This window comes from Streptomyces sp. NPDC058685, assembly GCF_042714725.1.
GTDB lineage: Bacteria > Actinomycetota > Actinomycetes > Streptomycetales > Streptomycetaceae > Streptomyces.
The window spans coordinates 167275-188579 of sequence record NZ_JBHXSL010000006.1 but is presented as its reverse complement, the minus strand read 5'-3'; the positions used below and the strand labels follow the sequence as shown (position 1 = coordinate 188579).

The following is a 21305-nucleotide window of genomic DNA, read 5'->3' as shown; positions in this document are numbered from 1 at the left end:
TCCGTAGGATCCCGGCATGATCGAGGTTCCGGAGGAGCTGGCGGCGACGCAGTTCACGTACGGCGGTGAGGCCGGGCGGGAGTTCATCGCGGTCCTGCCGGAGCGGGCGGCGGAGTTCCTGGCGCGGTGGGAGCTGACGCGGTCGGGTCCGGCGATGCACGGCTGGTGTGCGCTGGTGCTGCCGGTGGTGCGGCCGGACGGTTCGCGGGCTGTGCTGAAGCTTCAGGCGCTCGACGAGGAGAGCGTGGGGGAGCCGGTCGCGTTGCGGGTGTGGGACGGGGCGGGGGCGGTGCGGCTGTTGGATCATGATCCGGTGACGGGCACGATGTTGCTGGAGCGGCTCGGGGGTGGGGCGCGGGCGGGGGATGCGGCCGGGTCGTGGGTGCATCTGTCGGCCGTCGAGGATGCGCGGGAGGCTGTGCGCGTTCTGGCGGAGTTGCTCGCGCGGCTGACGTCGGTGGCGGCGCCGCCGGGGTTGCGGCGGCTCGGGGACATCGCGGAGCGGATGCTGGCGGATGTGCCGGGCGCGTTGGGGATGCTGGGGGACGAGGGGGAGCGCCGGCTGCTGGCGGACTGTGCGGCGGCGGTGCGGGAGGTGGCGGGTGAGCCGGGGGATCGGCTGCTGCACTGGGACCTGCACTACGACAACGTCATGGCGGGCGGGCGGGAGCCGTGGCTGGCCATCGACCCGAAGCCGCTGGCGGGGGATCCGGGGTTCGATCTGATGCCGGCGCTCGACAACCGTTTCGATCCGGCCGAGACGTTGTGGCGTTTCGATCTGCTGACGGAGACGCTGGGTCTGGACCGGGAGCGGGCGAGGGCGTGGACGCTGGGGCGGGTGTTGCAGAACAGCCTGTGGGATCTGGAGGACGGTGAGGAGGGGCTCCAGGAGTCGCAGATGTCCATCGCGCGGGCGTTGCTGGCGCGTTGAGGGCCGGCCGCCGGGGCGGTGCGCGCCGCGGGGGTGCACGCCGCAGGGGCACTGGTGGCGAGGGTGCGCGGGCCGCGCGGGAACCGGCTGGCGCGGCGCGCGGTCGGGCGTGCAGGCTGATCACATGATTCGTGAAGCCACACCTGCCGATGTGCCCGAGATCCTTGCCATGATCCGTGAGCTGGCGGAGTACGAGAAGGCTCCGCAGGAGGCGCGGGCGACGCCGGAGCAGTTGCACGCGGCGCTGTTCGGCGAGCGCCCGGGGGCGTATGCGCACATCGCGGAGACGGATGAGGGCGCGGTGGTGGGGTTCGCGCTGTGGTTCCTCAACTTCTCGACGTGGACCGGGGTGCAGGGGCTGTATCTGGAGGATCTGTTCGTCCGTCCGGACCGGCGTGGTGGCGGGTACGGGAAGGCGTTGCTGACGGAGCTGGCGCGGATCTGTGTGGAGCGGGGTTATGAGCGCTTCGAGTGGTCGGTGCTGGACTGGAACGCCCCGTCGATCAGCTTCTACGAGGCCCTCGGTGCGAGGCCGCAGGACGAGTGGACGGTGTACCGGCTGACCGGCGAGGCGCTCAAGTCGCTGGGTTCATAGGAGAGTTGTCGCGGTCTACGGCTTGTCGTCCGGGTTGTGGCGCGGGCGGGGTTCGAGGACGACCTTGCCGATGGTGCCGCGGGTCTCCAGCGCGCGGTGGGCGTCGGCCGCGCGGTCGAGCGGGAAGCGGGTCACGGCGGGCCGGAGTCGTCCTGCGGCGGCTTCGGCCAGGGAGCGGGTTTCGAGGGTGCGGATGTCGCCGCCGGCCTTCTCCAGCATCACGGGGCCGAGGACGCCTTCGGAGGTGATGCCGCGTTCGGCGAGTTCCTCGTCGGTGAAGGTCAGCGGGCCGCCGTCGGAGATGCCTTGGCTGGACCAGCCGAAGACGATGTGGTGGCCGCCCTTGCCGAGGAGGTCGACGGCGGCGCGGGCCGCGTCACCGCCGACGGAGTCGTAGACGACGGTGGCGCGGCGGTCCCCGAGGTGTTCGCGGACGAGGGCGGGCCAGTCGGGCCGGGTGTAGTCGACGGCGAGGTCGGCGCCGTTGGCGGTGACGCGGGAGACCTTGGCGGGGCCGCCGGCGAGGCCGATGACATGGGCGCCGGCGTTCTTGGCGTACTGGACGAGCAGGGTGCCGATGCCGCCGGCGGCGGCGGGGACGATGATGATGTCGGCGGGCCCGAGGTCGGTGAACTGGAGGATGCCGAGCGCGGTGCGTCCGGTTCCGATCATGGCGACGGCTTCGGCGGGGTCGAGCGTGTCGGGGATCTCGTGGAGCCGGGCGGTGTCGGTGACGGTGAGTTCGGCGTAGCCGCCCACGGAGCTTCGTCCGGGAGGGGCCCCCTGGACCATGCCGAGGTGGGCGACGACGCGTCTGCCGAGCCAGCTCGGGTCGGTGCCCTCGCCGAGTGCGTCGACGACGCCGGCGACCTCGCGGCCCGGGATGGCGGGGAGTTCTGCGGCGGCGGGGTGGGGGCCGAGGGTGCCTTCGCGCAGGGCGGCGTCGAGGAGGTGCACGCCGGCCGCGGCGACGGCGATGCGGACCTGGCCGGGGCCGGGTACGGGGTCCTCGATCTCCTCGTGGCGGAGGTTCTCGGGCGGGCCGAAGGTGTGGAGGCGGACGGCGTGCATGGCGGGCTCCCCTGTGTCGCGGGCCGGGACGGGTCGCGTGCGGACCCGGGCCGCTGTGGCCCGGATCCGTTCGTGGTCCCCACCCTCCGACCTCAAGTCCGCTTGAGGTCAAGCGACTCCGTGGTGTGCTTGGTGGCGAGGAGTGCGAGGGACGCGGCTTCCAGCCCGCTGTTGAACGACACCTCGGAGAGCAGTCCGGGTGCGGCGACCTGGTCGCCCGCCAGATAGACGCCGTTGCCGCGGTCGATTCCCGGACGGTCGCGCCAGGTGGTGCCGGGCAGGTCGACGGCGCCGGTACGGCCGCTTGCGAGCCCTTCGCGCCGCCAACGGGTCCGTCGGCGCCAGCCGGGAAAGCCCAGGTCGAGGAGGGTTTCGGCATGGGCGATGCCGTCGGCCTTGGACGCGTCGGGTGCGATGGGCAGTTGGCCCTGGATGAGGGACTGCCCGGCGGGGGCGAGGGAGCGGTCCGAGGCGGTGAAGCGTTCCAGCCAGCCGGGGGCGTCGAGGTCGGAGACGACGAACGGGTCGCCTCTGCGGGCGCGCAGCGCGAGGTCGATGAGGACGGTGCGGCCGCTCGGGCCCTTCAGGGTGCTGTCGCCGAGGAGGCGGCGGGCGGCGTCGAGCGAGGTCGCGACGATCACCGGGCCCCTGCGTTCGGGGAGGGCGTCGACGCGTGAGGTGGTCTCGATGCGTACGCCGAGGTCCCAGGCGCGTGCGGTCATCCGCTCGATGAGCTGCCCCCAGCCCCCGCGAGGGTAGTGGGCTTCGGGCGGCAGGGAGGTGGACCGTCGCAGCCGTTCCTGGACGAAGGCGGCGGAGAGCGATCCGGGGTCGTGGTGGAAGAGGGCGACGCCCATCCAGTGGGCCGCGGCGCGGGCGCCCTCCTCGCCGACCCGGCTGCTCGCCCAGGTGAGGAAGTCGCTGTCCACCGGGGCCTGTTCGGGTTTGGTCAGGGCCAGTCGCAGCAGGGCGAGGGGCGGGGTCCTGCGCAGGACGCCGTCGCGGCGGAAGCGGAGCCGGGCACCTTCGCGCAGCGGCGGTGCGGCCACCGGCCCGAGGAGGCCGCGCTGCTGGAGCCAGGTCCAGTGGGGGCCGCGGCGGTAGAGGGCGTGGGGTCCGTCGTTGGTCCGGTACGGGCCTTCGGCGGTGCGGGCGCGGCCGCCGAGGGTGTGGTGGGCCTCGTACAGGGACACCCTGGCGCCGGACTCGGCGGCGGCGAGGGCCGCGGTGAGCCCGGCGAAGCCGCCGCCGATGACGGTGATCTCGTGCATGGCTTTCCTTCCCGTGGGGCGTTCTCGGGAAGGGGACGGATCGGGGAGGCCGATGTGTGACATCGGGGGCGGGTCCCGGCGCGGACCGGGGAGTGCGGGGAGGGTCAGATGCGGGGGAAGCGGGCCTGGAGGTCCCAGATCACGGGGTTGTCCGCGAGACCTTCGTGCATGTCGGCGAGGTCGGCGATCAGGTCGTGGAGGAAGTCGCGGGCCTCGCGGCGCAGCTCGCCGTGGCCGAAGGTGAGGGGAGGTTCGTCGCGGGGCATCCAGTCGGCCTCGACGTCGACCCAGCCGAAGCGCCGCCGGAAGAGCATGCGGTCGGCGGATTCGGTGAAGTCCAGTTCGGCGTGCTGGGGTTTGGCGGCGCGGCTGCCGAGCGGGTCGCGGTCGATGCGCTCGACGATGTCGCACAGGGCCCAGGCGAAGTCGAGTACGGGCACCCATCCCCAGGCTGTGGACAGCTCGCGGTCCTCTTTGGTGTCGGCGAGGTAGACGTCGCCGCTGAAGAGGTCGTGCCGCAGGGCATGGACGTCCGCGCGGCGGTAGTCGGTCTGCGGGGGGTCCGGGAAGCGCCGGGAGAGGGAGTAGCCGATGTCGAGCACGGCTCGATGGTGTCACGGCGGCGGGGCGCGCGGTTCCGGGCGGCCGGGGGAGGCGGTCCGGGCGCGCGGTTCCGGGCGGCCGGGGGAGGCGGTCCGGGCGGGCGGTTCCGGGCGGCCGGGGGAGGCGGTCCGGGCGGGCGTCGGAGCGCGGCAGCGGTGGGGAGGCGGTCCGGGCGGGCGCGGTGGGGCCGCGGGTGAGGGGTGGGGGCGCCGGCCCGGGTGACGGCTTATGGCAGCAGGCGCTGTTCCTTGGCCACGGCGACCGCTCCCGCCCGGGTGTCCACGCCGAGCTTGGCGTAGATACGGCCCAGGTGGGTCTTCACGGTCGCTTCGCTGATGAACAGCGCGCGGGCGATGTCGCGGTTGGCGAGGCCGCGTGCCAGCTGCCCGAGGATGTCCCGCTCGCGGTCGGTCAGGGTCGGCCGGCCGGTGCCGCGCATGCGGTCCATGACGCGGACGGCGACCGGGGCGGAGAGGGCGGTGCGGCCTTGGGCGGCGGCGTGGATCGCCGAGAAGAGTTCTTCGGGCCGCTCGGCCTTGAGGAGGTAGCCCGTCGCGCCGGCCTCGATGGCCCGGGTGATGTCGGCGTCGGTGTCGTACGTGGTGAGGACCAGGACGTGGACACCGGGTGCGGCGATCCGCCGGGTGGCCTCCACGCCGTCGATGCCGGGGCCGAGCTGGAGGTCCATGAGGACGACGTCGGGCCGGAGCTTGGCGGCGGCTGCGACGGCTTCCTCGCCGCTGCCCGCCTCGCCCACGACCTCGATGTCGGGCTCGCTGGCGAGGAGGGCGAGCAGCCCGGCGCGTACGACGGCGTGGTCGTCGCAGAGCAGGATCCGTACGGCGGTCATGGGCGCTCCCTCTCGAAGCGGGCTGCGGTCACGGGTACGCCCGGGGTGGGCGTGCGGGGGCCGTGGGCGCTGGCCTGTGAAGCGCACGCCGTCGGGCCGTCCCGTACAGCTCGCCTTCGCGGCGTACCGCGGTCACCGGTCCTCCAGCGGGATCGACGCGGACACCACCGTGCCCTCGCCGGGGGCCGACTCGATCGTCAGGGTGCCGCCCAGCTGCCGCACCCGCGCGCGCATCGCCGCCAGGCCGTGCCCGCGTTCCCCGGACGGCACGTCCGCCGGCGGGGCGAAGCCGTGGCCGTCGTCCGCGATGTCGAGCACCACCTGGTCGTCCAGGTGGCTGAGGGTGAGCGTCGCGGTGGAGGCGCTCGCGTGCTCGGTCACGTTCGCCAGCGCGCCCTGGGCGATCCGCAGCAGCGCCGACTGCACGCGGTCGGGCAGCGGCACCGGAGTCCCGTCGAGATGGAGGCGCACCCGCAGGGTGCCGGTGGACTCGCGCAGGGCGAGGGTGCGCAGCGCCTCGGCGAGTCCGCCGCCCTCGGCCAGGTCGGCGGGTGCGAGGTCGTGCACGAAGCGCCGGGCTTCGGCGAGGCTGCGTTCCGCGATCGACTCGGCGGTACGGACGTGGCCGCGGGCGGTCGCCGGATCGCTGTCCCAGGTGCGTTCCGCGGCCTGGAGGAGCATCTGCTGGCTCGACAGGCTCTGCGCGAGGGTGTCGTGGATCTCCATGGACAGCCGCTCGCGTTCGGCGAGCGTGCCCTCGCGGCGTTCGGTGGCGGCCAGGCGTTCGGCCTGCCGCCGCATGTGGAGGAAGACGGCGGTGGCGAGGACGGTGACGGCCGGCGGTACGAGGAAGAGGTTCGGGTCGACGGCGTCGGAGATCCGCCACTCGGCGATCATCACCAGAGCGCACAACAGGCCGACGAGCGCGACGGCCGCGCGGGTGGGCAGGGTGTGCAGAACCGTGTAGATCAGGGGGACGGCGCACCAGGCGAAGCTGGGGGCGAGCAGCACGATGACGACCCAGCAGGTGACGACCGCGCCGAGCAGGACGACGGCGGGCCGCCCCGGGCGCCGGGCGGTCAGCCGGTGGCCGGCGAGCTGGAGGACGGCGAGGGTGATGCCGAGTCCGACGATCCACGGCAGCCGCGGGCTGTCGGGGTGCTTGAGGAGATAGCGCAGCAGCGATCCGGCGAGGAGGGCGAGGAAGGCGGTGTTCATCACCGTCGCGAGCCACCGGTCGTCCGCGTCCCGGCCGCCGCGGTCGTCCCCGGCGCCGGAGCCCCGGCTGTCGGGAGCCCTCTCGTCGGGGGCCCGTCCGGCGGCGGGCGGTGCGTGCGACATCGTCTTCTCTCCCGGGGGTCTCCTGGTGGGCCGGCTCGTCCTTCTTCTTCGCGCTTCTTCGCATCGTGACCCGGCGGGACCGTCCCCGCATCGACCGATCGGCTGACCCGGCCGTCATCCATCATGCCTGCGTTCACCAGCCGGTACGCCGACCTTCGGCCCCCGGATGCGGCCCGAGGATCGATGGCAGAGGGGGACGCCTCCGCTTCCCCGCCCTTCTCCGTACTCACCCCAGGAGCCGACGATCATGAAGAAGATGTCTCTGCGTGCCCGTGTCCTGACCGGCGCTGTCGCCGCCGCCGCGCTCGGTGCGGGAACGTTCGGCGCGGTGACGGCGAACGCCTCCGCGCCGGCCGCCGAGTCGCGCGCCGCGGTGAGCGCCGACCCGGCGAACCGCAACCTCCAGCAGTCCACGCATCTGACCGTCGACGCGGCGGCCAGGGCCGCGCAGGCCGCGCTGGACGCCGCCGAGAAGGCCGGACAGCGCGTCACCGTCGCCGTCGTCGACCGCAACGGCAACACCCTGGTCACCCTGCGCGGTGACGGCGCCGGTCCGCAGTCGTACGAGTCGGCGGAGAAGAAGGCGTTCACCGCGGTCTCCTGGAACGCGCCCACCTCCGAGCTCGCCAAGCGCCTGGCGCAGGCCCCCAACCTGAAGGACATTCCCGGCACGTTGTTCCTCGCGGGCGGTGTCCCGGTGCAGGCCAAGGGCGCTCCGATCGCGGGCGTCGGCGTGGCCGGAGCGCCGAGCGGCGATCTGGACGAGCAGTTCGCCGCGGCGGGCGTGGCGGCGCTCGGCCGCTGACGAGCACGGCGGGCGCGGCGGTGGAGGCGGTCGCTGAAGGGCCACCAACCGGCCCGCACGACAGGGGAGTTGACGCCGGACATGCCGGGCGGCCCCTGGTGGTCGGTACATGTCCCGCGCCTAGGATCGGGACATGTACCGAAGACACCTCTTTCCGGTCGCGATGTCCGCAGCCGCGGCGCTGCTGCTCACGGGTTGCCCGGGCCCGCACGGCGACGGGCATCCGGAGGTGCACGGCAGGCCGGGGGCGGCCGGAGCGGGTGATCCGCTGTTCGCGAAGCTGGGCAACGGCGGCTACGACGTCGGCCATTACGGTCTGACGCTCGACTACGACCCGGCGACGGGCCGGCTCGCGGGCACCGCCGACATCATCGCGACCGCGACGCAGGACCTCAGCGCCTTCAACCTCGATCTGCACGGGCTCACCGTCGACAGCGTCACGATCGGGTCCCGCAGGGCGAAGGCCGACCGGGCGGGCGACGAGGTGACGGTGCACCTGGACAGGGCCGTGCCCAAGGGGGGCCGGGTGCGGGCGCTCGTCCGCTACTCCGGCACCCCCCGGACCGTCGTCGACGTCGACGAGGCCGAGGAGGGCTGGCTTCGGACCGCGGACGGCGCGCTGGCGGTCGGCCAGCCGGCGGGCTCGATGGCGTGGTTCCCGGGCAACCACCACCCGAGCGACAAGGCCACGTACGACATCAGGATCACTGTGCCGAAGGGGCTCCAGGGCATCTCCAACGGAGTGCTCCACGACCAGCACTCCACGGGTGACAGGACCACGTTCTTCTGGAAGTCCGAGCATGCGATGCCGTCGTACGCGGCGACGGTCGCGATCGGCCGCTACGACCTGACGCCGTCCGCGCTGCCCCGCACCGGTCAGCCCGTCATCACGGCGGTCGACCCGGAGGTGGCGGAGGAGTCCGAGGAACTGCTCGCCCGGATCCCCGAGATGATGAACTGGTCGGCGAAGACGTTCGGCCGCTACCCCTTCGGGGCCTTCGGTGTGATCGTCGTCCCCGACGGCGAGGTGGACTACGCCCTGGAGACGCAGACCCGACCTGTCTTCCCGGCGGGCGAGTTCGACGCGGGGACCCTCGTCCACGAGATCGCCCACCAGTGGTACGGCAACTCCGTGACGCCGAAGACGTGGAAGGACATGTGGCTCAACGAGGGCTTCGCGACCTACGCGCAGTGGCTCTGGGACGAGGACAACAACGGCGTACCGGCGCAGGAGAGCTTCGAGGAGGCCTTCGCCGACGACGCCAACTGGGCGTTCCCCGCGGCCGATCCGCCGACCGCGGCGCACATCTCCGAGGACCCGGTGTACTGGCGGGGCGCGATGGTCCTGCACAAGGTCCGCGAGGCGGTGGGCGACCCGGTGTTCTTCAGGATGCTGCCGCTGTGGGCGCAGACGCGGATGTACGGCAACGCGTCGACCGCCGACTTCACGTCCTATGTGGAGAAGATGTCGGGCAAGGATCTGGACGCGGTGTGGGACACGTGGCTCTACGGCGAGGAGAAGCCGGACGCTCCGTGACGGCGGGCGCGTGAGTTGGGCGATGGACGTCCTGGCTCTCTGTGTACGACGGAAGCCCGCGGCCGGTGCGGCCGCGGGCTTCCCCGCCGAGGCGGACGTCGGACGTCGACGGTCGGCGTCAGAGGTTGACGCCGAAGTCGCGGGCGATGCCCTCCAGGCCCGAGGCGTACCCCTGGCCGACCGCGCGGAACTTCCACTCCGCGCCGTTGCGGTACAGCTCGCCGAAGACCATCGCGGTCTCGGTGGCCGCGTCCTCGCTCAGGTCGTAGCGCGCGAGCTCGGCGCCGCCGGCCTGGTTGACGATACGGATGTAGGCGTTGCGCACCTGGCCGAAGTTCTGGCTGCGGGTGACGGCGTCGTAGATGGAGACCGGGAAGACGATCTTGTCGACGTCGGCGGGCAGGCCCGCGAGGTTGACGTTGATCTGCTCGTCGTCGCCGCCGCCCTCGCCCGTGCGGTTGTCGCCGGTGTGGACGATGGTCTGGTCCGGCGTCGCCTTGTTGTTGAAGAAGACGAAGTGGGCGTCGGAGGCCACCTTGCCGCCGGGGTTGACGCCGATCGCGGAGGCGTCGAGGTCGAAGTCGGTGCCGGTGGTGGTGCGGACGTCCCAGCCGAGGCCGACCGTGACGGCGGTCAGGCCCGGTGCCTCCTTGGTGAGCGAGACGTTGCCGCCCTTGGACAGGCTTACTGCCATTGGGATGTCCCCTTCGTGTTCGAGTGTGCGGGCTTCGAGCCCTCCCGAAGCTACCGTCACCCGACATAACGCGGGCAGGGGACTGCGAGGTTCCATACGAAGAGGTTCCCTGTGGATTCCGTACGGAAGCGGTCGGTCGGGTTACGCCTGTTTCCGCCGGGTTCCGCCGATTTCTTCGAGGTTCGCCACCGTGCTCCGGCGTGCTCGGCCGGATTCCGCGGGATTCCGCGGGATTCCGCCGGACGGCGTCGAAAACGGGGTGACGTGAACGGCGCGGGCACGCGACCATGGACACATGTCCGGGCCCTACATCATCCGCGGTTCGGTCTCCCTGCCGGAGGCCGAGCTCATCTGGCGTTTCTCCCGGTCGTCCGGGCCCGGCGGCCAGCACGTCAACACCAGTGACTCGCAGGTCGAACTGCGCTTCGACCTGGCGAAGACGGACTCGCTGCCGCAGGTGTGGAAGGACCGCGCGCTGGAGCGGCTCGCGGGCCGGCTGGTCGGCGGTGTGATCGCGGTCCGCGCGTCCGAGCACCGCTCGCAGTGGCGCAACCGGGAGGCGGCGGCGGTCCGGCTGGCGGCACTGCTCGCCGAGGCGACGGCGCCACCGCCGAAGCCGCGGCGGGCGACGAGGATTCCGCGCGGGATCAACGAGCGGCGGCTGCGGGAGAAGAAGCAGCGGGCGGAGACGAAGCGGGGCCGCACGGGACGGGACTGGTAGTTCCGGACCCGGACCCGGGCCGGTTGCCGGACGCGCAGGGCCGCGCTCCTCGGTACCGCCCCGCGGGCCGTGTCCTCGATCGCCGGACGGGCGGGGTGTGCCGGCGGTGTCCTCGATCGCCGGACTCGCGTGATGGGCGGCTTGTGTCACGTGCCGGACGGGCTTCATCCGCGGCCGGTGCGCTCACGTGCCCGACAGGTCGGCGCACGGCGAGCCCGGCGCCCTCAGCTCAACTGGCGGTACCTGCCCCGGAAATACGTCAGCGGGCCGCCATCCCCGCTCGGCAGACCCGCTTCCAGGACCCGGGCGATCACCAGGGTGTGGTCGCCCGCCACCACCCGCTGTTCCGTACGGCACTCCAGCGTCGCGAGCGCCCCGCCGACCAGCAGCGCACCGCTCACCTCGCCCCGGACGTACGGGATGTCCTCGAACAGCAGCCGGTCGCTGATCCGTCCTTTCATCGCGAAGCGGCCCGCGATGTGGCGCTGGTTCTCGGACAGCACCGAGACCCCCCACAGCGGCTGTTCCGCCAACAGGTCGTCCATCCGGGAGCCGTTGCGCAGGCTCACCATCACCAGCGGGGGTTCCAGCGACACCGAGACGAACGCCGTCGCGGTCATGCCGACGTCCTCGCCGCGCGGGCCGTCGTCGGCGTCGTACGCGGTCACCAGCACCACACCCGCGGCCAGTCGGGACATGGCTGCGCGGAAATCCTCGTTCGTCACCCCCTCAGGATGGGGGATGACGGCGGGCGCGGAGGCAGGGGTCGTCGGAAGCACACCGGGAACGCTAACCTCGGCCGTCCCGGACCCGCATCGGGCCCGGGGACCAGGCAGGACCTAGGTCCAGCGGCCGGGATTTGCGTTCCGGGAAGGCCGGGAAAGTCCGAGCGCACATCCACCCGCCACCGCAACCCCTGGTCATTTGATGTGACTTGAGTCACAGAGTGCACTATTTGTTGACCCTGTGTACCGAGTGGACAGCTCGCTGTGATTCAGTGGCCGTGATACCGCAACGAGAAGGCCGATCAGAACTCTGGAGTTTGCTGTCGAGGTCTCGGGGAGAGCGAGCATGGAGACCGAGTCGGAGCCCTACGTCCGTCTTGCGACCCTGCGGCAGCTGCACAAGGTGGTCGCCGACCTCAACACGGCCCGCAGCCTGGCCGACACCCTGCAGACCGTCGCCGACGGAATCGTCGCGGGACTCGGGTACGAGCTGGCGTGTGTGAACCTCGTACGGCCCGACGGTGACCTCGTGGTCGCCGCGTTCGCCGGCAGCGCCGCCGCCGAGGCCCTGATCACCGGCCGGGTCGGCTCGCGACCGTCGTGGGAGCGCAGGCTGTCCATGGGCGAGGCCTGGGGCGAGCTGCGGTTCATCCCGCACACCGAGGGCTGGGTGCTGATCGAGGACGACGTGCCGCAGTGGCACACCGAAGGTCCCGATCCCCGCTTCGAGGACGAGTGGCACCCCCAGGACCGGCTCTACGCGCCGATGTACGCCTCGGGCGGGGGCCGTGAACTCCTCGGCGTCATCTCGGTCGACCGGCCGCGCAACGGCCGCCGGCCGGGTCCCTGGGGCCAGGAAGCCCTCCAGATGTACGCGTCCCAGGCGGCGATTGCGATCAGCAACGCCCGGCTGCGAGCAAACATGCAGCGGGCGCTGGTCCGCCTCGAACGCGAGCAGCAGGCGCTGCGCGCGAGCGAGGAGTCGTTTCGCCAGGCGTTCGAGTACGCGCCCAGCGGCATGGCGATCGCGGAGATGGGCGGCGACCAGCACGGCAGGCTGCTGCGCACCAACGACGCGCTGTGCCGGCTGCTGGGGCGGCCGGCGTCGGCGATGCGGCGCTACTCCTTCGCCGACCTGGTGCACCCCGAGGACGTCGGCACACTGCTGCGGACCTCCGCCGAGGGCGGGCGGGCCGAGCTGCGGCTGGGGCGGCGGGACGGTTCGTACGTCTGGGTCTCACTGCGGAACTCCGTGGTCGCCGACACCGCCGACGGGCCGCGTTTTCTGCTCACGCACGTCGAGGACATCGAGGATCGCAAGCGCCACGAGCTCCAGCTGGCGCACCGGGCCTCGCACGACGCGTTGACCGGGCTGCCCAACAGCGCCGAGCTGCGGTCCCGGCTCAGTTCCCGGCTGTGCGAGCGGCCGCACGGGGCGCGGGAGGCGGCGATCGAGGCGCTGGACGCGGCGTACGACGCCGACCCCGACACGATCTTCCACACCGAGGGCTTCGACTTCGGGCCGGTGGGCGTCCCGTACGACCACCATGTGCACACGATCGCGCCGGACAGTGAGATCGACGACGGTACGAAGGGGCTCGCTGTTCTCTTCTGCGACCTGGACGGCTTCAAGTCGATCAACGACCGGTTCGGGCACCAGACCGGGGACGCGGTGCTGGTGGAGGTCGCGCGCCGGCTGACGACGGGTGTGCGCGAGGGAGACACCGTCGCGCGGCTCGGGGGTGACGAATTCGTCGTCCTGGCCGACGGCCTGGGAGCGGCGGACGCCGCTGACCTGGCGGTTCGCCTCCGGAACGCCATCATCCTGCCGATCCGGGTGGACGGCCGGGGTGTGCGGGTCGGGGCGAGCTTCGGCATCGGCTGGGCGAGCTGCGGGATGTCCGTGGACGAGGTCCTGCAGTCCGCCGACCAGCGGATGTACGTGGAGAAGCGGTCCCGGGCGAAGGTGCACCGCCGCGCGGGCTGAGGGTGAGCGGGCGCGCCGGCGGACGATGGGCGGACGGGCCGGATGAGGCCAAGGCCACCCATGTGGTTACTCCGAACCGGGTAGGCTCGCCCGCGTCGGCGTTGTGCTGACGAGATGGTGAGGAGTGACTAGGGATGACGGCCGCGAACAACGGCGCGAGCACGCCCGAGGACGACGATCCGTTCGGCTACCTCTACGAGGACGGCCGGGCAGCGGGCGCGACACCGCCTGGACAGGGCCGCGGTTACGGCTACCCGGGTCCGGCGGCGCAGCCCGGCGTCCCCAGAACCTCTTACAACCAGGTACGGACGGTCGGCGAGCGCCAGTACGGCCAGCAGGTCCCGCAGCAGCAGACGTATGCGCAGCAGGGCCAGCCGACGGCGCAGTACGCGGCCCCGGAGACCTACCCCGGCGGCGCGCCCACCCGCCAGACCCCGCTCCCGGGCACCCCGAGCCACAGCGGCGGCCACGGCGGCGGCCGCAGCGGCGGCCCGAACACCAAGGGCCTGCTGATCGGCGCGATCGCGGTGGTGGCGGTCGTGGTGATCGGCATCGCGGCGGCGCTGATGACGGGCGGCGGCGAGGACGACAAGGCGGACGGCTCGGGCAAGCCGGGCGGCGACGCGACGGCGGGGGAGTCGGTGGAGCCGAGCGGTGAGGCGTCGGACCGTCCGGCGGACCCCCCGCTGCCGAAGCAGGACGCGGCGACGCTCCAGCTCGGTGCGCCCGCGGTGCTCGCGAAGGACATCAAGGGCGCGGAAGGCTCCGGCGGCGCTTATGTCACCGGGTTCAACGCTCCGGGTGCGTCGGTCACCTGGAAGGCGAGTGTCGGCGAGGAGAAGACGTACCGCCTGTATGTGCGTTACGCCATCCCCGCGCAGGACGCCAATGCCACTTTGACCGTGAACGGTAAGGCGAACACCAATCCGCTGGGCCTGAAGAACTTCGTCAAGTCCTCGGACCCGAACTGGGAGAAGAACTGGCAGACCACATGGGCGCCGGTCAATCTCCAGAAGGGTGAGAACGAGATCAAGATCTCGTGCGAGGCGGGCAATCAGTGCAACGCCATCCTCGACTGGCTCCAGGTCAGCGACGGGCCGATCTAGGCTCCCGAAGGCGCTCCGCCCGGACAGCCCGGGCGGGGCCGAGTGATGGCCCCGGACCCGGCCCGGCTGTCACAGCAGCCCCAGGAACCCCGCCACCGTCGCCGACATCGCCTCGCGTGCCGGCGCCAGATACTTCCTCGGGTCCACCGTCTTCGCGTCCGCGTCCAGGAACGCGCGTACCGCTCCCGTGAACGCCGTGTTCAGGGCCGTGCCGACGTTGATCTTGACCATGCCCGCTGCCACCGCCGCGCGGATCTCCTCGTCCGGGACGCCCGACGAGCCGTGCAGGACCAGGGGGACCGGGACCGCCTCGCGCAGGGCGGTGATCAGGGCGTGGTCGAGTGTCGCCGTGCGCTGTGTCATCGCGTGGCTGGAGCCGACCGCGACCGCCAGTGCGTCCACTCCCGTCGCCGTCACGTAGGCCGCTGCCTCCTCGGGGTCGGTCCGGACGCCGGGGGCGTGGGCGTCGAGCGGGGCCTCGCCCTCCTTGCCGCCGACCTTGCCCAGTTCCGCCTCGATCCACAGGCCCCGTTCGTGGGCCCAGCGCACCGCGTCCTCCGTGGCCTCGATGTTCCGTCCGTGGGCGAGCCGTGAGGCGTCGTACATCACCGAGCTGAAGCCCTCGTCGGCTGCCGACCGCAGCAGGGATCCGGTGACGACATGGTCGAGGTGGAGCGAGAGCGGGGCGGAGGAGGCGCGGGCGACGGCTGCCGAGGCGGCGGCGATCGCGGAGAGGGTACCGCCGTGGAACTTCACCGCGTTCTCGGAGATCTGGAGGATCGCGGGCGCTCCCGCCGTCTCCGCTCCGGCCGCGATCGCCTCGGCGTGCTCCAGTGTGATGACGTTGAAGGCGGCGATACCGCGGCCTTCGGCCGCCGCGGCCGAGACCAGGTCACCGGTGTTGACGAGGGGCATGGTGCGTCTCACTTCCCGGGCGCCTGGCCCGATTGTCCGGGCCGCTGCCCTGGTGGTGGCTCACGCCGCGGTCACGTGTTCGGTCACGGTGACGCGCGGCAGCAGATCCTCGTACGCGGCGGGGTCGAACTCCCCTGCCGCGGGGGCCAGTACGGTCGCCGCCGACAGGGCGACCGCGCGGGCCAGCCGGTCCGGCCAGGGCAGTCCCTCGACGAGTCCCGCGAGCAGGGCCGCGACCACCGAGTCCCCGGCGCCCGTCGGGTTGCCCTGGACGGGAGCCGGCGGAGCGGCCTGCCATATGCCGTCCGGGGTGGCCGCGAGCAGGCCGTCGGGGCCGAGCGAGGCGACGACGGCGTGGGCCCCGCGGCGGCGCGCGTCCCGGGCGGCGCGCAGCGGTTCGCGGGAGCCGGTGAGCCGGGCGAGTTCGTCGGCGTTCGGCTTGGCGAGGTCGGGGCGGGCGGCGATGCCGCGACGCAGCGGTTCGCCGCTGGTGTCGAGGAGGGTGGGGACGCCCGCGGCGCGTGCTCGGCGGACGAGTTCGGCGTACGCGCCGACGTGGATGCCGGGCGGCAGGCTGCCGCACAGCGCCACCGCGTCGGCGTCCCGCAGGAGGGTCTCGTAGGCGGCGAGGAAGGCCGTCCACTCCGTGGGCGTGACGGTCGGGCCCGCTTCGTTCAGCTGAGTGGTGTCGCCGGTCGCGGCGTCGACGACGGCGACCGTACGGCGGGTGCTGCCCTCGATGGGCACGAGCGCGTCCCGCGGCGGCAGTGGGGCGAGCAGTTCGCGCAGGACGGTGCCGACGGATCCGCCGGCGAAGCCCGTGACGACGCTCTCGTGGCCGAGCGCGGCGAGCACCCGGGCCACGTTGAGCCCCTTGCCGCCGGGGCGTTCGCCGACCCGGTCGACGCGGTGACTGGTGTGCGGGGTGAGGGCGTCGACCGTGTAGGTGATGTCGAGCGCGGTGTTGAGCGTGACCGTCAGGATCACCCGGTGACACCCCTTCGGAACGCGTGAGCCGTGTCCGTACGGGTCCTGATCATGCCAAACGCAGGGCGGTCGGCCCAGTCCCCCGGCCAACCGCCCTGCCATGTTCCGTAGTGAAATGCCGCTACTTCGGGTCAATCACCCATTCGCCCTTGCGCATCACGCCGACCAGCGTGAAGTCCTCGTCCAGCACCACGAGGTCCGCGTCCTTGCCGGGTTCCAGCGAGCCGATCGTGTCGTCCATGCCGAGCAGCTTCGCGGGGTTGGCCGAGATCGCCCGGACGATGTCCTCCACGGGCAGCCGGTCCACGATCGCCGCGCGCCGGAACGCCGTGTCCAGAGTGAGGGTGGAGCCGGCGATCGAGCCGCCGTCGACCAGGCGGGCCACTCCCTCGGTGACGTCGACCGCGAGCGGGCCGAGCTGGTAGCGGCCGTCACCGAAGCCCGCGGCGTCCATCGCGTCGGTGATGAAGGCGACGCGGTGCGCGCCGGCGCGGTGGAAGGCGAGTTCGAGGGCGGCGGGGTGCAGATGTGTGCCGTCGTTGATCAGCTCGACGGTGACCCGCTCGTCCTCCAGCAGCGCGGCGATCGGTCCGGGCGCGCGGTGGCCGAGCGGCGGCATCGCGTTGAACAGGTGGGTCGCCACGGTCGCGCCCGCCTCGATGGCCTCGACGGTCTGCTCGTAGGTCGCGTCGGTGTGCCCGATCGCGGCGATCACGCCGTGGTCGGCGAGCAGGCGTACGGAGTCGATGCCGCCGGGCAGTTCGGTGGCCAGCGTCACCATCCGGGCGGCGCCGCGGGCCGCGTCGACGAGCCTGCGCACCGAGGCCGGGTCCGGGTCGCGCAGCAGTTCCTCGCTGTGTGCGCCTTTGCGGCACGGCGAGATGAACGGTCCTTCGAAGTGGATGCCCGCGAGGTCGCCCTGCTCGACGAGTTCGGACAGGAACCCGGCGCGGCGGGCGAGGAAGTCCATCTCGCCGGTGACGGTGGAGGCGACGAGCGTGGTCGTGCCGTGCTCGCGGTGGGTCCGCACGCCGCGCAGGACGTCCTCGGCGCTGCCGCTGGTGAAGGACGCCCCGCCGCCGCCGTGGTTGTGGATGTCGACGAAGCCGGGGACGACCCAGTGGCCGGACAGGTCGCGGACGGGCGCGCTGTCGGGTGCCGCGGCCACGATCTTCGTGCCCTCCACGGAGATCCGCCCACCGTCGACGGTCCCGGTCGGCAGGACCACCCGGGCGCCGGTCAGAACGGTGCTGTCGGCGCGTACGGCGCTTGCGGCCATTAGGCGGTTACCTCCGAGTCGGTGGCGAGCAGATCCCAGGCGAGCAGTCCCGCGCCCAGGCATCCGGCGGTGTCCCCGAGGGCTGCGGGGACGATGGCGGGCAGTTTCTGGAAGGTGACGCGCTTCTCGACCGCTGCCCGCAGCGGTGTGAACAAGGTTTCCCCCGCCTCAGCGAGACCGCCACCGATGATCAGGGTGCGGGGGTCCAGCAGGGTGAGCGCGGTGACCAGGCCGGCGGCCAGGGCGTCGACCGCGTCGGCCCACACGGCGGCGGCCTTCGGGTCGCCGGACTCGACGGCTTTGGCGCAGTCCGCGGCGTCGGCCTGCGGGTCGCCGCTGGCCGCCGCCCAGGCGCGGGTGACGGCCGCGGCGGAGGCGAGGGTCTCCAGGCAGCCGCGCTGGCCGCAGCCGCAGTCGGGGCCGTCGGGGCGTACGACGATGTGGCCGATCTCGCCGGCGTATCCGTGGGCGCCCGCCTCGATGGCCCCGGCGATGCCGATGGCGCCGGCGATGCCGGTGCCGAGGGGGACGAAGAAGAACCGGTCGGCTCCCTTGCCGGCGCCGATGCGGCCTTCGGCGAGTCCGCCGGTGCGGACGTCGTGGCCGAGGGCGACGGGCACACCGTCCAGCCGCTCGCTGAGCAGGTCGCGCATGGGCACGTCGCGCCAGCCGAGGTTCGCGGCGTAGACGGCGATGCCGTGTTCGGCGTCGATGATGCCGGGCACCGCGACGCCCGCGGCGACGGCGCTCTCGCCGAGGTGTTCGCCGCCGTACGCGCGCAGCTCGACGGCGAAGTCGAGGATCGACCGGACGACCGCGTCGGGACCGCGCTCGCGCCCGGTGGCGCGGCGGGCCTCGTGCAGGAGCGTGCCGTCCGCCCCGACGAGGGCGGCTTTCATGCCGGTGCCGCCCACATCGAGGGCGATGACGTGTCTCACGGAGACAGTCTGGCGCGAGAGTGGCAGAAAGGTCTAGTCCACTGCGTCCGATTGTTGCGTGAGCGTACAAACTCCGGGGGTGCGGACACGTGTCTGCGCGCCCCCGGAGCCGCCGCGGGCCCGGAGCCCCGGCTCAGCGGACCTGCCTCACGTCAGGATCACGCTGCGCGTCAGGTTCCTCGGCCGGTCCGGGTCGAAGCCCTTGGACTCCGCGAGGATCACCGCGAGGCGCTGCGCGCGGATCAGGTCGGCCAGCGGGTCCGCGCCCTGGTTCGCGACCAGCGTGCCGCCCACCCGCGAGACGTCCACGGACAGGCCGTCCGGCAGTGCGCCGAACACCCAGGCCACCCGGCCGGGACCGGTGATCGAGATCGGCCCGTGGCGGTACTCCATCGCCGGGTACGCCTCCGTCCAGGCGCCCGCCGCCTCCCGCATCTTCAGTCCCGCCTCCAGGGCGAGCCCGTAGGTCCAGCCGCGGCCGAGGAAGGTCCACTGCTCCGCGCCGAGGACCGCCTCCGGCAGCGGTTCGGTGACCGCGAGCTCCGCGTCCACGGCCGCCTCGGCGACCGTCTTGACGCCGGGGATGTCACCGAGGCCCGCCCGCAGGAACGCCAGGGCCGTCGTCGCGAACCGGGTCTGGACGACCGAGTCCTCGTCCGCCCAGTCCAGCACCGCCACCGTGTCCGCGGCCTCCATCACCGGCGTCTTCGGATCCGCGGTCAGCGCCAGCGTCGGCACCCTGCCCTTCAGCGCGGTCAGCAGCTCCAGGACCTCGGTCGTGGTGCCGGAACGGGTGATCGCGACCACCCGGTCGTAGGACCGGCCGGCCGGGAACTCGGAGGAGGCGAACGCGTCGGTCTCGCCGAGCCCCGCCGCCTCCCGCAGCTCCGCGTAGGCGATCGCCATGAACCAGGACGTCCCGCAGCCGGTCACGGCCACGCGCTCACCCGGCCGCGGAAAACCGTCGAAGGCGGCGGCGGCTTCGGCCGCCCGGCGCCAGCAGGTGGGCTGAGTGGCTATCTCTGCAGCGGTACGGGACATGCGGCAAGGCTCCTAGCGCGTACGCGGACGGGGGACCGGTATCGGCCTCGTGCTGCCGAAACGGCCTGGCAGGTCGTGCTTAGCAGGCCGCGGCGGAAGCGGGCAATGCTGACCCTGAGTGGGACAGACGTTGCAGAAGAGATACCGCGTGGAGTAGACCTCTACCCTTCGCATGGTGAAAAATCGTCGCTCATCTCGCGAGACGTCACGGGGGACGTCATGCGGGGCGGACGGGGGGACGGTCGGGGGACCAAATCCAACAAGCAGCAGAGGGTGGGGCAAGAGAGTTGTGCACCGGCATTTCTTGGGTCTGACAGCGGCGGTCGCCGCGCTCGGTATGACGGTCGCCCTCGCGGGCTGCGGCAGCTCCGGCGGTTCCTCGGACGTCACCCTCACCTTCGTCGCCGCGGACTACGACGTCGCGGGCGGTGAGAGCAGCAAGAAGTACTGGGCCGACCTCGCGGCCGCGTTCGAGGCCGAGAACCCCGGCATCAAGATCGACGTCCGGATCGAGTCCTGGAACGACGTCGACCGCAAGGTCGCCGAGATGGTCAAGGCCGACAAGGCCCCGGACATCGCGCAGATCGGCGCGTACGCCGACTACGCCGCCACCGGCAAGCTCTACACCGCCGACCAACTGCTTTCCATCCCCGTGCAGTCCAACTTCCTCGGCCCGCTCGTCGACGCCGGCGAGCAGAAGCGCGTGCAGTACGGCCTGCCGTTCGTCGCCTCCACCCGGCTGCTCTTCTACAACAAGAAGCTGTTCAAGGAAGCCGGGATCAAGGGTGAGCCGACGACCTGGGAGGAGCTGCGGGAGGACGCCGAGAAGCTCGCGCAGAACACGGACGTCAAGTACCCCTTCGCGCTGCCGCTCGGGCCCGAGGAGGCCCAGGCCGAGACCATGATGTGGCTGCTCAGCGGTGGTGACGGGTACGTCGACCCGGTCGGCAGATACGCGATCGACTCGACGCAGAACATATCGACCCTCGAGTGGGTGAAGACCAACCTCGTGGAGAAGGAGCTGACCGGCCCCGTCGCGCCGGGCAAGCTCAACCGCAAGGACGCCTTCGCCGCCTTCACCCGCGGCGAGGTCGGGATGCTCAACGGCCACCCCTCGCTGATGAAGGCCGCGGCCAAGGCGAACATCGAGCTCGGCAAGGTGGCCATGCCCGGCCGCACCGGCAAGCCGAAGGCCGCGATGGGCGTCGCCGACTGGATCATGGGCTTCAAGCAGAACGGCCACAAGGTCGAGATCGGCAAGTTCCTGGACTTCGTCTTCGACGACAAGAACGTCCTCGACTTCGCCGGGCAGAACGATCTGCTGCCGGTGACGATCTCCGCCTCCGAGGCGATGCAGAAGGACCCGGAGCACCAGGACCTGAAGGAGTTCCTCCAGGAGCTGCCGACCTCGATCCTGCCGCCCGTCGGCAAGACCTCGTGGGCCGCCGTCAGCGAGAGCGTCAAGCAGAACATCGGCAAGGCGGTCGATCCCGAGGGAGACCCGCAGACCGTGCTGCGCCAGATCTCCCAGAAGGCGACGACCGCGGAGAACGCCGAGTAGCGCGCATCCGGCCCGGGCGTCGGCGGCCGAGACGCCGGCCCGGGAAAGCCCAGCGGTACGCACCGCCGCACCGGGGGACACCCCGCCGATATGTTGGACCGTATGACCGAGCACCAGGCGCTGTCCGACCGTGACCGGGCCGTCCTGGCCATGGAGCAGCGCTCCTGGCCGGGCCCCGGCGCGAAGGAGCGGGCCATCAGGGAGCAGCTCGGCATCTCCCCGGTGCGCTACTACCAGCTCCTCAACGCCCTCCTCGACGACGAGCGGGCCCTCGCCCACGACCCCGTCACGGTCAACCGGCTCCGCCGTGTCAGGGACGCCAAACGATCGCGCCGCTAGGGTCGTGG

General features: G+C 72.3%; 21 protein-coding genes. 9 read left to right on the top strand and 12 right to left on the bottom strand.

Going from position 1 to position 21305, the window contains the following annotated elements:
• Window positions 1-16: 16 nt before the first annotated feature.
• Window positions 17-931, top strand: a complete 915-nt coding sequence (locus ACFWU3_RS07975) for an aminoglycoside phosphotransferase family protein (protein ID WP_384432828.1) — start codon at window positions 17-19, stop codon at window positions 929-931.
• A gap of 124 nt (window positions 932-1055) precedes the next feature.
• Window positions 1056-1526 carry a GNAT family N-acetyltransferase gene (locus ACFWU3_RS07970; protein ID WP_384432825.1) on the top strand — a complete coding sequence of 157 codons (471 nt, stop codon included), beginning with the start codon at window positions 1056-1058 and terminating at the stop codon, window positions 1524-1526.
• 15 nt (window positions 1527-1541) lie between these two features.
• On the opposite strand, the gene ACFWU3_RS07965 is transcribed toward ACFWU3_RS07970, so the two are convergent.
• The 5 genes from ACFWU3_RS07965 to ACFWU3_RS07945 form a co-directional block, all read right to left on the bottom strand.
• A complete protein-coding gene (locus tag ACFWU3_RS07965; RefSeq protein WP_384432822.1) occupies window positions 1542-2597 on the bottom strand; it encodes a zinc-binding dehydrogenase in 1056 nt (351 codons plus the stop codon).
• Window positions 2598-2689: 92 nt separating this feature from the next.
• The gene (locus ACFWU3_RS07960) at window positions 2690-3868 is read right to left on the bottom strand and encodes an FAD-dependent oxidoreductase (protein WP_384432819.1); all 1179 of its coding nucleotides are present in this window, start codon (window positions 3866-3868) and stop codon (window positions 2690-2692) included.
• Window positions 3869-3972: 104 nt separating this feature from the next.
• Complete coding sequence (locus tag ACFWU3_RS07955) at window positions 3973-4470, bottom strand: hypothetical protein (protein ID WP_384432816.1); 498 nt, start codon at window positions 4468-4470, stop codon at window positions 3973-3975.
• Between the two features lie 227 nt (window positions 4471-4697).
• Window positions 4698-5321 (bottom strand): response regulator, encoded by a 624-nt coding sequence (locus ACFWU3_RS07950; RefSeq protein ID WP_384432813.1) that lies wholly within the window; start codon window positions 5319-5321, stop codon window positions 4698-4700.
• 132 nt (window positions 5322-5453) lie between these two features.
• On the bottom strand, window positions 5454-6662 hold the full coding sequence (locus ACFWU3_RS07945) for a sensor histidine kinase (protein ID WP_384432810.1): 1209 nt from the start codon (window positions 6660-6662) through the stop codon (window positions 5454-5456).
• A gap of 247 nt (window positions 6663-6909) precedes the next feature.
• Here ACFWU3_RS07945 and ACFWU3_RS07940 point away from each other — a divergent pair, with 247 nt between their 5' ends.
• Together ACFWU3_RS07940 and ACFWU3_RS07935 are read left to right on the top strand one after the other, a co-directional pair.
• On the top strand, window positions 6910-7467 hold the full coding sequence (locus ACFWU3_RS07940) for a heme-binding protein (RefSeq protein ID WP_384432807.1): 558 nt from the start codon (window positions 6910-6912) through the stop codon (window positions 7465-7467).
• A gap of 133 nt (window positions 7468-7600) precedes the next feature.
• Entirely contained in the window at window positions 7601-9004 is a 1404-nt protein-coding gene (locus ACFWU3_RS07935) for a M1 family metallopeptidase (protein WP_384432804.1), read from the top strand.
• A gap of 118 nt (window positions 9005-9122) precedes the next feature.
• On the opposite strand, the gene ACFWU3_RS07930 is transcribed toward ACFWU3_RS07935, so the two are convergent.
• Entirely contained in the window at window positions 9123-9698 is a 576-nt protein-coding gene (locus ACFWU3_RS07930) for a TerD family protein (protein WP_266547139.1), read from the bottom strand.
• Window positions 9699-9993: 295 nt separating this feature from the next.
• Here ACFWU3_RS07930 and arfB point away from each other — a divergent pair, with 295 nt between their 5' ends.
• Window positions 9994-10419 carry an alternative ribosome rescue aminoacyl-tRNA hydrolase ArfB gene (arfB, locus tag ACFWU3_RS07925; RefSeq protein WP_384432800.1) on the top strand — a complete coding sequence of 142 codons (426 nt, stop codon included), beginning with the start codon at window positions 9994-9996 and terminating at the stop codon, window positions 10417-10419.
• 224 nt (window positions 10420-10643) lie between these two features.
• Here arfB and ACFWU3_RS07920 read toward each other — a convergent pair whose 3' ends face one another.
• On the bottom strand, window positions 10644-11198 hold the full coding sequence (locus tag ACFWU3_RS07920) for a flavin reductase family protein (RefSeq protein ID WP_384432797.1): 555 nt from the start codon (window positions 11196-11198) through the stop codon (window positions 10644-10646).
• A 292-nt stretch (window positions 11199-11490) separates the two neighbouring features.
• Here ACFWU3_RS07920 and cdgB point away from each other — a divergent pair, with 292 nt between their 5' ends.
• Together cdgB and ACFWU3_RS07910 are read left to right on the top strand one after the other, a co-directional pair.
• Window positions 11491-13131 (top strand): diguanylate cyclase CdgB, encoded by a 1641-nt coding sequence (cdgB, locus tag ACFWU3_RS07915; protein ID WP_313945604.1) that lies wholly within the window; start codon window positions 11491-11493, stop codon window positions 13129-13131.
• Between the two features lie 134 nt (window positions 13132-13265).
• Window positions 13266-14237: a CBM35 domain-containing protein gene (locus tag ACFWU3_RS07910; protein ID WP_384432794.1), complete on the top strand. Its 972-nt coding sequence runs from the start codon at window positions 13266-13268 to the stop codon at window positions 14235-14237.
• A 69-nt stretch (window positions 14238-14306) separates the two neighbouring features.
• On the opposite strand, the gene ACFWU3_RS07905 is transcribed toward ACFWU3_RS07910, so the two are convergent.
• The 5 genes from ACFWU3_RS07905 to ACFWU3_RS07885 form a co-directional block, all read right to left on the bottom strand.
• A complete protein-coding gene (locus tag ACFWU3_RS07905) occupies window positions 14307-15152 on the bottom strand; it encodes a ketose-bisphosphate aldolase (RefSeq protein ID WP_384432791.1) in 846 nt (281 codons plus the stop codon).
• Window positions 15153-15212: 60 nt separating this feature from the next.
• A complete protein-coding gene (locus tag ACFWU3_RS07900) occupies window positions 15213-16139 on the bottom strand; it encodes a 1-phosphofructokinase family hexose kinase (RefSeq protein WP_384432788.1) in 927 nt (308 codons plus the stop codon).
• A 121-nt stretch (window positions 16140-16260) separates the two neighbouring features.
• Window positions 16261-17418 (bottom strand): N-acetylglucosamine-6-phosphate deacetylase, encoded by a 1158-nt coding sequence (nagA, locus tag ACFWU3_RS07895; RefSeq protein WP_384432785.1) that lies wholly within the window; start codon window positions 17416-17418, stop codon window positions 16261-16263.
• Complete coding sequence (locus tag ACFWU3_RS07890) at window positions 17418-18317, bottom strand: ROK family protein (RefSeq protein WP_384433072.1); 900 nt, start codon at window positions 18315-18317, stop codon at window positions 17418-17420. Before ACFWU3_RS07890 ends, nagA begins: the two co-directional genes overlap by 1 nt.
• A gap of 186 nt (window positions 18318-18503) precedes the next feature.
• A complete protein-coding gene (locus ACFWU3_RS07885) occupies window positions 18504-19397 on the bottom strand; it encodes an SIS domain-containing protein (protein WP_384432782.1) in 894 nt (297 codons plus the stop codon).
• A 304-nt stretch (window positions 19398-19701) separates the two neighbouring features.
• Here ACFWU3_RS07885 and ACFWU3_RS07880 point away from each other — a divergent pair, with 304 nt between their 5' ends.
• Together ACFWU3_RS07880 and ACFWU3_RS07875 are read left to right on the top strand one after the other, a co-directional pair.
• Window positions 19702-20958 carry an extracellular solute-binding protein gene (locus ACFWU3_RS07880; RefSeq protein WP_384432779.1) on the top strand — a complete coding sequence of 419 codons (1257 nt, stop codon included), beginning with the start codon at window positions 19702-19704 and terminating at the stop codon, window positions 20956-20958.
• Between the two features lie 90 nt (window positions 20959-21048).
• Complete coding sequence (locus ACFWU3_RS07875; protein WP_313945611.1) at window positions 21049-21297, top strand: DUF3263 domain-containing protein; 249 nt, start codon at window positions 21049-21051, stop codon at window positions 21295-21297.
• The last annotated feature ends 8 nt before the right edge of the window (window positions 21298-21305 follow it).

Coding starts and splice junctions, on each gene's coding strand:
- ACFWU3_RS07975 (WP_384432828.1), top strand. CDS start 17: ATGATCGAGGTTCCGGAGGAGCTGGCGGCGACGCAGTTCACGTACGGC.
- ACFWU3_RS07970 (WP_384432825.1), top strand. CDS start 1,056: ATGATTCGTGAAGCCACACCTGCCGATGTGCCCGAGATCCTTGCCATG.
- ACFWU3_RS07965 (WP_384432822.1), bottom strand. CDS start 2,597: ATGCACGCCGTCCGCCTCCACACCTTCGGCCCGCCCGAGAACCTCCGC.
- ACFWU3_RS07960 (WP_384432819.1), bottom strand. CDS start 3,868: ATGCACGAGATCACCGTCATCGGCGGCGGCTTCGCCGGGCTCACCGCG.
- ACFWU3_RS07950 (WP_384432813.1), bottom strand. CDS start 5,321: ATGACCGCCGTACGGATCCTGCTCTGCGACGACCACGCCGTCGTACGC.
- ACFWU3_RS07945 (WP_384432810.1), bottom strand. CDS start 6,662: ATGTCGCACGCACCGCCCGCCGCCGGACGGGCCCCCGACGAGAGGGCT.
- ACFWU3_RS07940 (WP_384432807.1), top strand. CDS start 6,910: ATGAAGAAGATGTCTCTGCGTGCCCGTGTCCTGACCGGCGCTGTCGCC.
- ACFWU3_RS07935 (WP_384432804.1), top strand. CDS start 7,601: ATGTACCGAAGACACCTCTTTCCGGTCGCGATGTCCGCAGCCGCGGCG.
- ACFWU3_RS07930 (WP_266547139.1), bottom strand. CDS start 9,698: ATGGCAGTAAGCCTGTCCAAGGGCGGCAACGTCTCGCTCACCAAGGAG.
- arfB (WP_384432800.1), top strand. CDS start 9,994: ATGTCCGGGCCCTACATCATCCGCGGTTCGGTCTCCCTGCCGGAGGCC.
- cdgB (WP_313945604.1), top strand. CDS start 11,491: ATGGAGACCGAGTCGGAGCCCTACGTCCGTCTTGCGACCCTGCGGCAG.
- ACFWU3_RS07910 (WP_384432794.1), top strand. CDS start 13,266: ATGACGGCCGCGAACAACGGCGCGAGCACGCCCGAGGACGACGATCCG.
- ACFWU3_RS07905 (WP_384432791.1), bottom strand. CDS start 15,152: ATGCCCCTCGTCAACACCGGTGACCTGGTCTCGGCCGCGGCGGCCGAA.
- nagA (WP_384432785.1), bottom strand. CDS start 17,418: ATGGCCGCAAGCGCCGTACGCGCCGACAGCACCGTTCTGACCGGCGCC.
- ACFWU3_RS07890 (WP_384433072.1), bottom strand. CDS start 18,317: ATGAAAGCCGCCCTCGTCGGGGCGGACGGCACGCTCCTGCACGAGGCC.
- ACFWU3_RS07885 (WP_384432782.1), bottom strand. CDS start 19,397: ATGTCCCGTACCGCTGCAGAGATAGCCACTCAGCCCACCTGCTGGCGC.
- ACFWU3_RS07875 (WP_313945611.1), top strand. CDS start 21,049: ATGTTGGACCGTATGACCGAGCACCAGGCGCTGTCCGACCGTGACCGG.